The sequence below is a fragment of the Shewanella sp. SW1 genome, assembly GCF_025653545.1.
Classification (GTDB): domain Bacteria; phylum Pseudomonadota; class Gammaproteobacteria; order Enterobacterales; family Shewanellaceae; genus Shewanella; species Shewanella oncorhynchi.
Genome location: NZ_JAKKSG010000001.1, coordinates 276,795 through 291,195 on the forward strand (window position 1 = coordinate 276,795; position 14,401 = coordinate 291,195).

Annotated in this window: 14 protein-coding genes; 12 read left to right on the forward strand and 2 right to left on the reverse strand. The window is 45.3% G+C overall.

Annotated features, from left to right (window positions below; all coding sequences use genetic code 11):
* Nucleotides 1-104: 104 nt before the first annotated feature.
* Nucleotides 105-629: a DUF962 domain-containing protein gene (locus tag L5M71_RS01325; RefSeq protein ID WP_105249854.1), complete on the forward strand. Its 525-nt coding sequence runs from the start codon at nucleotides 105-107 to the stop codon at nucleotides 627-629.
* 130 nt (nucleotides 630-759) lie between these two features.
* Here L5M71_RS01325 and L5M71_RS01330 read toward each other — a convergent pair whose 3' ends face one another.
* The gene (locus L5M71_RS01330) at nucleotides 760-2,034 is read right to left on the reverse strand and encodes an HlyC/CorC family transporter (protein ID WP_263206010.1); all 1,275 of its coding nucleotides are present in this window, start codon (nucleotides 2,032-2,034) and stop codon (nucleotides 760-762) included.
* 99 nt (nucleotides 2,035-2,133) lie between these two features.
* On the reverse strand, nucleotides 2,134-2,922 hold the full coding sequence (locus tag L5M71_RS01335; RefSeq protein WP_028760813.1) for an inner membrane protein YpjD: 789 nt from the start codon (nucleotides 2,920-2,922) through the stop codon (nucleotides 2,134-2,136).
* A gap of 289 nt (nucleotides 2,923-3,211) precedes the next feature.
* Between L5M71_RS01335 and ffh the strand changes: the two genes are divergently transcribed.
* From ffh to L5M71_RS01390, 11 genes are all read left to right on the forward strand, one after another.
* Nucleotides 3,212-4,585 (forward strand): signal recognition particle protein, encoded by a 1,374-nt coding sequence (gene ffh, locus L5M71_RS01340; RefSeq protein WP_006080787.1) that lies wholly within the window; start codon nucleotides 3,212-3,214, stop codon nucleotides 4,583-4,585.
* A 217-nt stretch (nucleotides 4,586-4,802) separates the two neighbouring features.
* Complete coding sequence (gene rpsP / locus L5M71_RS01345; RefSeq protein WP_006080788.1) at nucleotides 4,803-5,054, forward strand: 30S ribosomal protein S16; 252 nt, start codon at nucleotides 4,803-4,805, stop codon at nucleotides 5,052-5,054.
* A 20-nt stretch (nucleotides 5,055-5,074) separates the two neighbouring features.
* Nucleotides 5,075-5,605 carry a ribosome maturation factor RimM gene (rimM, locus tag L5M71_RS01350; protein WP_006080789.1) on the forward strand — a complete coding sequence of 177 codons (531 nt, stop codon included), beginning with the start codon at nucleotides 5,075-5,077 and terminating at the stop codon, nucleotides 5,603-5,605.
* Between the two features lie 15 nt (nucleotides 5,606-5,620).
* Nucleotides 5,621-6,367 (forward strand): tRNA (guanosine(37)-N1)-methyltransferase TrmD, encoded by a 747-nt coding sequence (trmD, locus tag L5M71_RS01355; RefSeq protein ID WP_028760810.1) that lies wholly within the window; start codon nucleotides 5,621-5,623, stop codon nucleotides 6,365-6,367.
* 34 nt (nucleotides 6,368-6,401) lie between these two features.
* A complete protein-coding gene (gene rplS / locus L5M71_RS01360; RefSeq protein WP_006080791.1) occupies nucleotides 6,402-6,755 on the forward strand; it encodes a 50S ribosomal protein L19 in 354 nt (117 codons plus the stop codon).
* Nucleotides 6,756-7,015: 260 nt separating this feature from the next.
* Nucleotides 7,016-8,107, forward strand: coding sequence for a 3-deoxy-7-phosphoheptulonate synthase (locus L5M71_RS01365; protein ID WP_263180812.1), 1,092 nt, complete (start codon nucleotides 7,016-7,018; stop codon nucleotides 8,105-8,107).
* 27 nt (nucleotides 8,108-8,134) lie between these two features.
* On the forward strand, nucleotides 8,135-9,274 hold the full coding sequence (tyrA, locus tag L5M71_RS01370) for a bifunctional chorismate mutase/prephenate dehydrogenase (RefSeq protein ID WP_028760808.1): 1,140 nt from the start codon (nucleotides 8,135-8,137) through the stop codon (nucleotides 9,272-9,274).
* Nucleotides 9,275-9,490: 216 nt separating this feature from the next.
* Entirely contained in the window at nucleotides 9,491-11,155 is a 1,665-nt protein-coding gene (hcp, locus tag L5M71_RS01375) for a hydroxylamine reductase (protein ID WP_263206014.1), read from the forward strand.
* 74 nt (nucleotides 11,156-11,229) lie between these two features.
* Nucleotides 11,230-12,405: a hybrid-cluster NAD(P)-dependent oxidoreductase gene (locus L5M71_RS01380; RefSeq protein ID WP_263146081.1), complete on the forward strand. Its 1,176-nt coding sequence runs from the start codon at nucleotides 11,230-11,232 to the stop codon at nucleotides 12,403-12,405.
* 156 nt (nucleotides 12,406-12,561) lie between these two features.
* Entirely contained in the window at nucleotides 12,562-12,897 is a 336-nt protein-coding gene (locus L5M71_RS01385; RefSeq protein WP_028760805.1) for a hypothetical protein, read from the forward strand.
* 43 nt (nucleotides 12,898-12,940) lie between these two features.
* Complete coding sequence (locus L5M71_RS01390; protein WP_263206017.1) at nucleotides 12,941-14,236, forward strand: cation:proton antiporter; 1,296 nt, start codon at nucleotides 12,941-12,943, stop codon at nucleotides 14,234-14,236.
* Nucleotides 14,237-14,401 lie beyond the last annotated feature (165 nt).

Here is a 14,401-nt window from a genome sequence, read left to right on the forward strand (position 1 = left end):
TATTTACTTTTACTGTTCAGTTTAATTGTTTTACGTTAGTTTATGGCTTGCGCGTCGCTCAATTTGGCGCAGGTAAAATCAGGGGCAAATGAAGAGGAACCCGCATGAAATCCGCCGCAGAGCAGTTATCGACCTACAAAAGTGTGCATTTAAATCAGCGTAATATTCAGACCCATTTTATTGGCATCCCACTGATTATTTGGTCTGCTTTCCTGTTGCTGGCCACAGTGCGTATTCCGCTGGGGAGTATGGGGGAGACAAGTTTAGCAGTGATAGTCGGTATATTCGTGTTGGCCTATTATGTCCGTTTACACTTAAGGCTTTCAATGGGGCTCATCTTATTTATGGTACCTGTACTGCTCACGACTGAGTGGGCGGCGCATATCGCCGGTGCCACTTGGCTTGCCCTAGGGGTATTTGTGGTGGGCTGGGTGTTCCAGCTAATCGGCCATCAATATGAAAAAGCCAAGCCAGCCTTTGTGGATGACTTAAATCAGCTATTAATTGGGCCATTTTTCTTAATGGCGGAAGTGTATTTTATGTTGGGCTTAGAAAAGGCGCTGAATGCCCAGATAACGCCAATGGCGCTTGAGAAGCGTCGTATACTTGAGGCGAAAAAGTCTGCATAGCTTGGCTAGATAGTGAATTAGAGTAGATAGATTTATAGCTTGGGGGAGCATCATCGTTTGAAGGAAATCGTCGGCCGGACCACATCTTAACTCGTGTGGTTCGGCCAATTTTTATGCTCAAAATTGAGGATTAAACTCTGGGTGGGTGATAATACAGCGGGATAATTCTCACTGTATTAATCATATTCTCTGACACATCAATTATCTCTAATGGATAACCTGCTAAACGTAGACTGGTATTCGCTGAAGGAATTTCCTCCAGATACTCCAGAATCAGACCATTGAGGGTTTTAGGGCCATCGGTGGGAAAGTTCCACTTCATTTCTTTATTCAAATCGCGGATCGTAATGCCCGCATCGACTAAGTAGCTGCCATCTTGCTGCACCTTAATGTCTTCACTCGGGGTGGTCAACATCGAAGTGGTAAAGTCACCGACAATCTCTTCGAGAATATCTTCGAGTGTTACTAGACCTTGAATATCACCATATTCATCAACGACTAAGCCGATGCGCTCTTTATTTTGTTGGAAGTTAGCTAGCTGCACATTGAGTGGTGTACCTTCTGGCACAAAGTAGAGTTCTTTCACTGCACGTAGCAAAGATGACTTGCTAAATTGCTCTTTAGATTGGAGGCGCAGGGCATCGCGTAGATGAATAAAGCCCACTGCATCGTCTATGGTGTCGCGATACACTAACACTCGGGTATGTGGACTTTGGATCACCTGACGATTGATAACCTTAAATTCGTCATTGACGTTAATTCCGTAGATATCTGAGCGTGGCACCATAATATCTTCAACGGTGACTTTCTCTAAATCCAAGATAGATAACAGCATTTCTTGGTGGCGTCGGGGGATGAGTGCCCCTGCCTCATGTACCACAGTACGCAACTCTTCTTGGCTTAGTGCATCGTTACTATTAACGGTTTTTATCCCCATCAAACGTAAGATGCCTGTGGTTATTAAATTAACGCTTGAGACAACATAGGCAAAGGTAGAGGAAAGTATAAGTAGCAGTATGCTAGAGGGAAAAGCAATACGCTCAGGATTTAGCGCGGCGATGGTTTTTGGCGTGACTTCAGCAAAAACGAGCACGACTAATGTAAGCACGCCAGTTGCAACAGCGACCCCTAAGTCGCCCCAAAGACGCATACCAATGATAGTCGCAATAGCAGATGCGGAAATATTGACTAAGTTATTGCCAATTAAGATCAATCCAATCAAACGGTCAGGACGCTCAAGTAACTTCAAGGCTCTAATCGCCCCTTTATGGCCATTGTTGGCTAAGTGGCGTAAACGGTAACGGTTGAGAGTCATCATTGCGGTTTCTGAGCCTGAAAAATAGGCAGAGAATAGGATAAGCACTAGTAAAACGATCAGGAGTGCGCTTGTCGATATAGCGTCCAAAAAAGGCTCCAATGTGGCCAGTAAACTTAAGTAAATACCGACATTTAAAAAAAGTGTCAAGTCGGCCGCAGCAATAACTGCCTCAGCCGACTTAAATGTTTAGTTGAGGATTAACTCTTTGACAATGCGCGCGCCAAAATATGCGAGCGAAAGTAAGGATGCGCCAGTCAGAGTGTAAATGACTGCGGTACGAATTTTACAACCGACCCAATACTGTTGCCACAGCATAGTAATGTATACAAACCAAGCCATTATCGACAGAATTGCCTTATGACCTTTACCATCGGCGAACATATCTTCAAGGAAGATAAAACCAGTCGCGAGCGACAAACTGAGCAAGATAACGCCGATAATCACCAGATGATAAAGCTGTTTTTCAACTGTCATCAGCGGCGGAATGCCAGGGCTCAGCATAAATTGTTTTTTCTTCAGTTTATTTTGGATCATCGCCAGTTGTATCGCATACAGGGCGGCAATCATCAGGGCGCTGTAGGCCATGAGTGACAATACGACGTGGGCTAATACTTCAGGATAAAGCTCAAAATGTGTGATGAATTTAGGCGGCAATAACCAGAGTAGGGCAACCGAAAGCACTGAGCAGGCATAAACCACGGGCACGACGACGATGACCTTCAGCCTGAACATCAATATCGTAAAAGTAAAAGCGATAATCCAGTTCACTAAGGAAATCACATTCGTCAGGCTAAAGTTTTGGCCATCTGTGGTGAAAATCACTTGTGATAATGCTGCGGCATGCAAAATTACCGCAATAGCGGCAAAGCCTGCGACAGCACGGCGATTCGGACCGTCTGGGTGAAACAATCTACTCGTCACTAGTACCAATGCAATGCAATAAAAAAACATGGCTGAGGCAGAAAAGATGACCATGGGTAATTAACCTATTTGTGTAGTTAAAGGTGCCTTAAAAACGGGGCATACAGATCAATATTTTCCCTAGAATAACATGAGCTGTCGGCAAATGGGCAGTGACATGAGTTGCAAAATTTAGCAGATTCTTATTGTTAGGGTTAAATAGTGTGTCGACGACAATAAAACATGACTCAGCGCAAGTAAAACACTTAACCACAATCAAGATGGGTGCAGCAGTAGCATAATGCGCATGCATCGTTATAATACAGTCCATCAATCGAGATTCTTAAAGGTATAGAACAGGACGATGTTTGAGAACCTAACCGACAGACTGTCACGCACACTGAAAAATATCAGTGGCCGTGGTCGCTTAACTGAAGAAAACGTTAAGGAAACCCTGCGCGAAGTGCGTATGGCACTGCTGGAGGCCGATGTTGCCCTGCCTGTGGTGCGCGAATTCGTTAATAATGTAAAAGAACGTGCCGTTGGCCAAGAAGTCTCTAAAAGCTTAAGCCCAGGTCAAGCCTTTATTAAGATAGTTCAAAGTGAACTTGAAAAATCCATGGGTGAGGCGAATGAAGCCCTAGATTTAGCCACTCAGCCGCCAGCTGTGATTATGATGGCGGGTCTGCAAGGTGCGGGTAAAACCACCAGTGTGGCCAAACTGGGTAAATTTTTACGCGAACGCCATAAAAAATCGGTATTAGTCGTCAGTGCTGACGTTTATCGCCCCGCGGCGATTAAACAGCTTGAGACGTTAGCGCAAGAAGTTGCGGTGGAGTTTTTCCCATCGGACGTTAGCCAAAAGCCAATCGACATTGCGAAAGCGGCGATTGCCCACGCTAAATTAAAGTTTATCGATGTGGTGATCCTCGATACCGCGGGTCGTCTGCACGTTGACGAAGCCATGATGGACGAGATCAAAGGCTTACACGCTGCGGTCAAGCCTATCGAGACCTTGTTCGTTGTTGATGCTATGACAGGTCAAGATGCGGCAAACACCGCTAAGGCGTTTAACGAAGCTTTACCACTGACAGGGGTGATCTTAACCAAAGTCGATGGTGATGCGCGCGGTGGTGCGGCGTTATCGATTCGCCACATTACGGGCAAGCCGATCAAATTCCTTGGTGTCGGTGAAAAGACCGACGCGCTAGAACCGTTCCATCCCGATCGTATCGCCTCACGCATTTTGGGCATGGGCGATGTGTTATCGCTTATCGAAGAAGTTGAGCGTGGCGTCGATAAAGAAAAGGCCATGAAGCTGGCTTCGAAAGTGAAGCAAGGTGGCAGTTTCGATTTAGAAGATTTCCGTGAGCAGTTACAGCAAATGAAAAACATGGGCGGCATGATGAATATGCTGGAAAAATTGCCCGGAGTGGGTCAATTGCCCCCTGAAGCCTTAGCGCAAATCCAAGACGGCAAGATGACAGGCCAAATGGAAGCCATCATTAATTCGATGACTTCCAAGGAGCGTAAGAACCCTGATTTAATCAAGGGCTCACGCAAACGTCGCATCGCTGCTGGTTCTGGCACGCAAATTCAAGATGTAAACCGTTTATTGAAACAGTTTACTCAAATGCAAAAGATGATGAAAAAAATGTCTGCTAAGGGCGGCATGCAAAAAATGATGCGCGGAATGCGTGGCATGATGCCGCCAGGAATGAAATTTCCGGGACGTTAATCGGGCATTTTTAGTTAAACTTAGCACTTTATCAGTCGGTTGACTCTGGCAACAATGAACCGCTTACTGAGGGCGCAGGCGTAATAATCGCCATTTTTGGTTGCATTCGTTGGAAAGTCAGGTAAAATCTTCCGGCTTTCTATCTGGGACTCTTCGCGAACACGGGGTTCCAGTTTTTATTTTTGCTTCAAGCAAATCATTAGAGGATTGAAAACGCATGGTTACCATTCGTTTAGCTCGTGGCGGCGCAAAAAAGCGTCCATTTTACAACATCGTTGTTGCTGATAGCCGTAACGCTCGTGACGGTCGTTTCATCGAGCGTGTTGGTTTCTTCAACCCATTGGCCCGTGGCCAAGAAGAAACTTTACGTTTAGACCTAGCTCGCGTTGAGCACTGGGTTTCTAACGGTGCAGCTGCTACAGAACGTGTAGCAAAACTGATCAAAGACGCTCGTAAAGCAACAGCTTAATAGCGTTAAGGTATAGATTGATGAGCAGTAACCAACAGCCAGTCGTACTGGGGAAATTAGGCTCCTGTCATGGCATTAAAGGTTGGCTGAAAATCACCGCCTATACCGATTCTGTTGAAGGTATCTTTGACTATTCACCTTGGCTTATTAAAGAAAATGGTGAATGGCGCGAAATAAAGGTCACCCAGTGGCGTTATCAAGGTAAGGCCGTTGTTGCCTTACTTGATGGCGTAGAAACACGGGAGCAAGCGCAAATGCTCACAAATTGTGAGATTGCGATTTTGCCGGAACAGATGAACGATTTGCCAGCAGATGAATTCTACTGGCGTGATCTCATCGGTTGCGAAGTGGTCAATACAACAGGCTATAACATGGGGATTGTCGATCAGATCGTGGAAACAGGATCGAACGACGTATTACTTGTTAAAGCCAACGCTAAAGATAGTTTCGGCAAAGTGGAACGTATGATCCCCTTTGTCCCTGAGCAGTTCATCAAAACGGTGGACCTGCAAGGTAAACAGATTTTAGTGGATTGGGATCCTGACTTCTAAGTCGAGGTACAACAGATGTGGTTAGGGGTAATAACCCTGTTCCCAGAGATGTTCCGTGCCGTGACAGACTTTGGTGTTACGGGTCGAGCCGTGAAAAACGGCCTGCTCGAGTTGCACACGTGGAATCCCCGTGATTTCACCCATGATAGACATAATACGGTAGATGACAGGCCTTACGGCGGTGGTCCCGGAATGTTGATGATGGTGCAACCCTTGCGCGATGCTATCCATGCAGCGAAAGCCGCAGCGGGTGAAGGTGCGAAGGTGATTTATTTGTCACCTCAAGGACGTAAGCTGGATCAGCAAGGCGTCACTGAGTTGGCTCAATCATCACGTTTGATTTTGGTCTGTGGTCGATACGAAGGTATTGATGAACGCATCATTCAAACGGAAGTGGATGAAGAGTGGTCGATAGGGGATTACGTGCTTTCGGGCGGCGAATTACCGGCGATGACTCTAATAGATTCAGTATCGAGATTGGTTCCTGGCGTGCTAGGAAAACAAGCTTCGGCGGAGCAAGATTCTTTCTCCGACGGTTTACTGGATTGTCCACATTACACTCGCCCTGAAAGCTTGGATGGTCTTGACGTACCGGCAGTGCTGCTAAGTGGCAACCACGAACAAATTAGACTCTGGCGTTTACAGCAAAGCCTTGGTAGGACTTTACTTAGACGGCCAGAATTATTGCAAAATCTAGCTCTGACTGACGAACAAACGACTCTATTAGCGCAGTTCGTTGAAGCAATGAACAAGCATGCTTAGTCGTAGCTCAGTTAATTCTAGAACGGAGTAAGTTATGAACAACATCATTAAAATGCTCAACGATGAGCAAATGAAACAAGACGTACCTGCGTTTGGTGCTGGTGATACAGTAGTCGTTCAGGTTCGTGTTAAAGAAGGCGATAAAGAGCGTTTACAGGCTTTTGAAGGCGTTGTAATTGCTAAGCGTAACCGTGGTCTGCACTCTGCATTCACAGTACGTAAAATCTCTAATGGCGAAGGTGTTGAGCGTGCTTTCCAAACGCACAGCCCACTGATCGCTAGCATTGAAGTTAAGCGTCGTGGTCGCGTTCGTCGCGCCAAACTGTACTATCTGCGTGATCGTTCAGGTAAATCTGCACGTATCCGTGAGAAGCTGGCAACTAAGTAATAGTTACCGCTACAGAAAACAAGACGTAGTGTTCGCACAGAAAACCGCCCTAGTGGCGGTTTTTTGTTGCTGTTTTTTGAGTATTTATACTTGATCTAAAGAGAATGAACAGGCATAGTGGTCGCCTAATTGTAATGGCGTAGCATTACAAAAGTACATTGCGATAGATTTACGCTATTTTATATCCGAAATGAATGCCCAAGCTGACTTGAAGTCCTGCTTCGACAACTGGGTTAAACACTAAGTCTTAGGTGGTAAGCATGCAACAAGATACGATTAACAACGTACACATCAGTTCAGAGAAAGTCTTAATCACGCCGCAAGAGCTTAAAAATGCCTTGCCACTCTCTGAGCATGCTTATCGCTATATCCTCAATGCTCGCAAAACCGTGGCTGATATTGTTCATAAGCGCGACAATCGAGTATTGATTGTCACTGGTCCTTGCTCCATCCATGATATCGCCGCTGCTAAGGAATACGCTTTAAGGCTTAAAACCCTGCACGATGAACTCAGTGATGAGTTTTACATCTTAATGCGAGTGTACTTTGAAAAGCCGCGTACCACGGTAGGTTGGAAGGGCATGATCAACGATCCCGATATGGATGAATCCTTTGATGTCGAAAAAGGCCTGAAAATGGCCCGTGAGCTGATGATTTGGTTGGCCGAGTTAGGACTGCCTGTTGCAACCGAAGCACTCGACCCTATCAGTCCTCAGTACATTTCTGAGCTTGTCACTTGGTCTGCCATTGGCGCCCGTACCACTGAATCGCAGACCCATAGAGAAATGGCATCGGGTCTGTCTATGCCGGTGGGCTTTAAAAATGGCACCGATGGTAAGCTCGATGTAGCGATTAATGCGCTAAAATCGGCGGCCAGCAGTCACAGATTTATGGGTATTAACCAACAGGGCCAAGTCGCATTATTGCAAACTGCAGGTAATCCCGATGGCCATGTGATTTTACGCGGTGGTGCAACGCCCAACTATGATGCGGCGAGTGTGGCTGAATGTGAAATGCAGCTCCACAAAGCCAAACTCAATGCACGTTTGATCATCGATTGCAGCCATGGCAATTCATCTAAAGACTACAGCCGCCAAAAGCCTGTCTGTGAAGATGTGTTCGAGCAGATTTATAACGGCAATAAGTCGATTATTGGCGTCATGCTAGAAAGTCATTTAAATGAAGGCAATCAAAGTTGTGATAGGCCATTAAGCGAGCTAGCTTACGGTGTTTCTGTAACAGATTCTTGTATTAATTGGGAAAAAACAGAAACCATTTTACGGGAAGGCGCAGCGAAGTTATCTTCAATACTTCCAACGCGTTTCGATATGCTTAAAGTAGCTAACGCTTAAATTGGTTACAGCTTAATGGACTCAGGTATGAATGAAAAAACAACGGCCGAATTAGAACACCTTCGCGGCCTGATTGATGGTGTTGATCAGCAATTACTGCACTTACTGCGTAAGCGCTTGGATCTCGTGGCGCAAGTAGGCACGGTGAAACACGGCGCCGGTTTACCTATTTATGCACCTCAGCGTGAAGCCGCCATGCTGGCTAAACGCCGTGAAGAAGCAAAAACTATGGGAATCGAGCCGCAGTTGATCGAAGATATTTTGCGTCGCTTGATGCGTGAGTCTTACCTCAATGAAAAAGATGTTGGTTTTAAGCAAGTTAAAAAAGATCTTGGCTCAGTGGTGATTGTCGGCGGTAAAGGGCAACTCGGTGGACTATTTTCACAAATGCTGACTTTATCCGGCTACCAAGTGAATTTGCTCGATAAAGACGATTGGCAGCAAGCGGATAGCTTATTTGCCGATGCTGGCATGGTGTTAGTGACAGTGCCTATTGCGATTACCTGTGAGCTTATTCGTGAAAAGCTGACCCAATTACCAGCCGACTGCATTCTGGCGGATTTAACCTCCATCAAGACTGAGCCAGTTAAAGCCATGCTTGAGGCGCATTCTGGTCCCGTCGTTGGTTTTCATCCTATGTTTGGTCCTGATGTGGGCAGTCTGGCGAAGCAAGTCGTGGTGGTGTGTCATGGTCGCTCGCCGGAAAAATACCAGTGGTTACTTGAGCAGATCGCCATTTGGGGAGCTCGGATTGTCGAAGCAGAACCTGAGCGTCACGACAATGCGATGCAGCTAGTGCAGGCAATGCGTCACTTCTCGACCTTTGTGTATGGTTTGAATCTGTGTAAGGAAGAGGCCGATATTGATACTTTACTGCAATTTAGCTCGCCGATTTACCGATTAGAATTAGCTATGGTAGGGCGCTTATTCGCCCAAAGCCCAGAGCTTTACGCCGATATTATTTTTGCACAGCAAGATAGCCAGCATGCTATTGGTGATTATTTAGATAACTACCGTGAAGCGTTAGAGCTACTAAAACGGGGTGACAGGAACGAGTTTATTAAGCAGTTCCAAAGTGTCGCCAAATGGTTTGGGGATTTTGCCCCTCAATTCCAACGCGAAAGCCGTATTATGCTGCAATCGGTAAATGATATGAAAACCAATTAATAAATAAACAGTTACTCTTTAAAACGCCCATCATTGATGGGCGTTTTTTTATGGATTTTTAACAGGTCACATTGTATTTATTAGTAATTGCTTAAGGTGATCTTTCTCTAACATTTAGCATCTCACTTTAGAAATGACTGTCGCTTATGGCACGTTTAGGTAGACTAGTTTTAAACATGCAAAAATAAAGCATGAATTTAAATTAGGAGTCTATCCATGTTCTGTATTCAGTGTGAGCAAACCATTCGTACACCCGCTGGCAATGGTTGTAGTTATTCCCAAGGTATGTGTGGCAAGTTGGCGGCAACGTCCGATCTGCAAGACTTGCTGATTTACATGCTGCAAGGCGTGTCTGTTTATGCGGTTAAAGCTCGCGAGCTGGGCATTATCGATGCTGAAATTGATAGTTTTGTGCCTAAAGCCTTTTTCGCGACCCTCACCAACGTCAACTTCGATGATGAGCGCATTATGGCCTATATCCAGCAGGCGGCTAAGTATCGTGCTCAGTTAAAAGCTTCTTACGAAGCGGCTTGTGAACAAGCCGGTATTGCTGCTGAGCAAGTGCCGCAAGTCGCTCAGTTAGTGCTGGGTACCAGTAAGATTGAAATGCTAGCGCAGGCACCGATTGCATTGCTGAATAAAGATAAGCATGAAGTTCATGAAGACATCATGGGATTGAGGTTATTGTGTTTATATGGTCTTAAGGGCGCGGCTGCTTATATGGAGCATGCTCGCGTGTTGGGTCAGACTGATGCTGATGTGGCAGGGCGCTTCCATGAAATTATGTCTTTCTTAGGTGAGCCGAGTGTTGATGGCGATAAGCTGTTTACTACGGCTATGGACATAGGTCAGTTGAACTACCGCATAATGGCAATGCTGGATGCGGGTGAAACTCAAGCCTTTGGTCATCCTGAGCCAACTGTGGTCAACACTAAGTCAGTTAAGGGCAAAGCCATACTAGTCTCTGGCCATGACATGAAGGATTTAGAGCTTATTCTCGAGCAGACTGTAGGCAAGGGTATCAATGTGTTTACCCACGGTGAAATGCTTCCTGCACTGGCGTATCCAGCCTTTAAAAAATATGTACATCTTGTCGGTAATTACGGCAGTGCTTGGCAGAATCAACAGCAAGAATTTGCCAATTTCCCTGGCGCTGTAGTGATGACATCTAACTGTATTATCGATCCAAATGTGGGTAGTTATAGTGATCGTATCTTTACTCGCAGCATAGTGGGCTGGCCTGGTGTGGTGCATATCGAAGGAGATGATTTCTCGGCTGTCATTGATAAAGCGTTAGCCTTAGAAGGCTTTATCTATGATGAAATCCCACACACTATCACTATTGGTTTTGCCCGCAATGCCTTGATGGCCGCAGCGCCCGCCGTGGTTGAAAATGTGAAAAGTGGTGCGATTAAGCATTTCTTCCTTGTTGGCGGTTGCGATGGCGACAAAGCCGACAGAAGCTACTTCACTGAACTTGCTAAATCCACACCTAAGGATTCAATAATCCTGACGCTAGGCTGTGGTAAGTACAAATTCAATAAGCTCGAATTTGGTGACATTAACGGTATTCCACGTTTGCTCGATGTGGGCCAATGTAACGATGCCTATTCAGCGATTCAGTTAGCGATTGCATTAGCTGAAGTGTTTGAATGTGATATCAATGAATTACCTCTGAGCTTAGTGCTTTCTTGGTTTGAGCAAAAAGCCATTGTAGTACTGCTGACGCTGTTGTCACTTGGCGTTAAAAATATTCGAACAGGCCCGACGCCACCTGCGTTCCTGACGGCCAATTTAGCCAAAATTTTGGAAGATAAATTTGGCTTGCGTAATACCACGACAGTCGAAGCCGATTTAAAAAATATGTTAAACGTGGCTTAAATCAACCAAGAATTGTTGCTGAACTGCGGTTTTGGCTTGTTTACTGAGGCCGCAGTGTTTTGTGGGTAAATGCTATGAACATGAGTGTGATAGCGGGAGCGCGGGCATTATCGGTTTCGCCCCATAAACCTGGAAGTGTTAATCAATTAGTGTGCGTCGAACGCTGGAATGAAACCTCGGATGTCGTGAGTTTTCGTTTTCAAGCGGGCGAGCCGATGAAGTTTGACTATAAACCCGGTCAGTTTATGACCTTTGTGCTTGAGATTAATGGCGAGCAAGTGTGCCGCAGTTATACCTTGTCATCATCGCCATCTAGGCCCTATTCCTTGATGGTGACGATTAAGCGTGTTGCGGGTGGACTCGTATCTAATTATCTTATCGACAATCTATTACTCGGCCAGAGTGTACGAGTGCTGCCGCCCGCGGGACAATTTAATCTGTTTGATATTGCTCGGCTAAGCCATAAACAGCCAGAGACTGAAAAGTTAGATGCTAATCTATTAGCTATAACGGCGCAGAAATACCTTTTTTTGAGTGCTGGTTGCGGTATTACCCCCATGTACTCTATGTCGCGTTATCTGACTGATACACAAATTGATGCCGATATTGCCTTTGTGCACAGTGCGCGATCAGAGAATGATATTATTTTTAAGTCATCATTGGCGACTATGGCCAACCGTTTTAATGCATTTAAGCTCAGCTACGCACTTGAGACTGTCACTGAAACACTGGGGTGTTCACCAAAGATAGCATTCGATTTCGGGCGGTTAAGTGCACAGATGCTAAAAACCTTAGTACCTGATTTTGCAGAGCGTACTATCTACCTTTGTGGGCCAGAACCCTATATGCAAGCGGTAAAAATCTTATTGGTCGAACTCAATTTTGATATGAGTCGGTTATACCATGAGAGTTTTGCCACGGCCGAGAAAGTTGCCCGCAGTCAGCTTATGCAAGCAAACTCGTCAGATGGAACGAGTGAAAACCTACCTGAAGGGGCTTTTACCTTGTCTATTGGCGATCGAAGCACGACGCTAAATCAAGGACAAAGTCTGCTGGAGGGAATTGAGGCCGAAGGGTTGCCGATTATTGCAGCCTGTCGTTCGGGCGTTTGCGGCGCGTGTAAGTGTCAAGTCTTGGAGGGAGAAACGGTATCGACAAGCGTGATGACACTGACTGCTGCAGAAATTGAGGCCGGTTTTGTACTCGCTTGCTCCACAACATTAGCATCCGACGTGACACTTAAACTTTAACGTGCTGCTAATTAGCGTCATTTACTTGTGACTTATTTTTAAATGGATGGAAATATTTCTAATCCTTAGTTGCGCTTATCTCAGTGAGAACGTAAGGTTAATGACAAGGGCGTATGATGTTTGCGCCCAGTCTATTAGTCTGGCTGGAGTCTCTCAATGACAATGACAACCACTTATGCCGCAAAAATTGAAGACCGTACTCTGGGACATTTGTTGTACGCCTTGATGTCGGGTTTTCCCTTATTATTACTTCCTGTGCTGCTAAGTTTGTTCATTAATCTTTCCCAACGCCAATTCCATGGTAATCCATTATTGGCGTCGCATTTGCGTTGGCAACGGCATTCTAATCTCGCCTTTCTTGGCTTGCTAGTGCTCGGCTATTGCGTTCCACTGACTTGGCTCAGTCTTTCGATTTATCTCTTTGGGATCATTTGGTTTTGCCACAGGATCATTAAAGGGTGGTTAAGTCTATTGGATGGTTTAGAAATCTAAACTTGTGCTAGAGTCTCTAAATTGATGATTTTTAGAGGCTCTTATGTCCAGCTACCAAATTCTGTGTGTCCTCTGCGCGTTGGCGCTAGTGACTTCGGTTATCTCCTCTCGCGTCCATAAACTGCAGGAAACTGTGGCCATTACTGCTATTGCCCTAGGAATGAGTTTGTTGTTGCTCCTTGGGGGAAAGGCTTTAGGTGGGGACGTTTATGTGTATTTTGTCTCTGGCTTAGAGAAACTCGATTTTCAAGCTTTACTGCTCAATGGCATGCTCGGTTTTTTACTCTTTGCCGGCGCATTACAAATCCGCTTAAAAATATTGAGGCATCAAAAGTGGGAGATCCTAATCCTTGCTTTTATAAGCACTTTATTGTCGACATTTATTATAGGTGGGCTGTTATTTTGGTTCGCGCCTATGCTGGGTCTCCCGCTACAATTCAGCCACTGCTTACTGTTCGGCGCCTTGATTTCGCCCACCGATCCTATCGCTGTTTTGGCTATTTTAAAGAAAATGGGTGCGCCGGAAGATATTGCGATTCAAGTAGAAGGTGAATCTTTATTTAACGATGGCATAGGGTTAGTGATTTTTGTGGCAATATCGCAATTGGCTTTCTCCACCGAGCCACTGACGTTTATCCATATCTCTGAGTTATTTATTCGTGAGGCGGTAGGTGGGGTTATTTACGGTGGCATACTTGGCTTTTTATTGCATCATTTTTTCCGCTACTGCGAGGAAGAAACGCAATTAATGCTGGTTACCCTGCTGATCCCAACTGCGGGATATGTCATGGCGGATGTGCTTGGTGTTTCAGGTCCTTTAGCTATGGTGAGTGCGGGGATGATCATAGGAAATTTCAGCGTGCCTAAGTTTTTTGCTCGTAACGAGCGAGTGAAACTATTTACTTTTTGGTCGCTGATTGAATCCTTCTTTAATGCCTTACTCTTCCTATTGCTTGGTTTATTGCTTTTGTTAGTCACTTTCAAAGCACCATTATGGTGGTTTATGTTTGTGGCTATACCAATAGTCTTGTTGGCGCGTGCAATGAGTGTGTTATTACCTTATTTGGGCTTTCGATTGTTTAAGTCATACAACCCCTATGCAGAGACGATTTTGATTTGGGGTGGTTTAAGGGGAGGATTAGCCCTCGCTATGGCGATGAGTTTGCCTGAGGGTATCGTCATAGATGCTATTGGTGGTGTAGAGCTGCGGGAGTTGTTGTTAGTGATGACCTATGCCGTCGTCGTATTTTCGATTTTAGTGCAGGGCTCTACTATGACAGGGCTTATCCGTAGGAGTAATGCCGTTACTGAACCATCGAGTGCTGTTGGCTCTTCTTAAAATGCATAAAGGCTCACTGCGCTGCAATACTAAACAATATTAAGCCTGCTAGTCATCACACTGGCTAGCAAGCTTGTCTGAGTCAATTAGGGATAAAAGAAGCTTCATTTATCCCTTAACACACTTCGAACTAACCACATTTCACTTTAAATTAAATCACTCAAG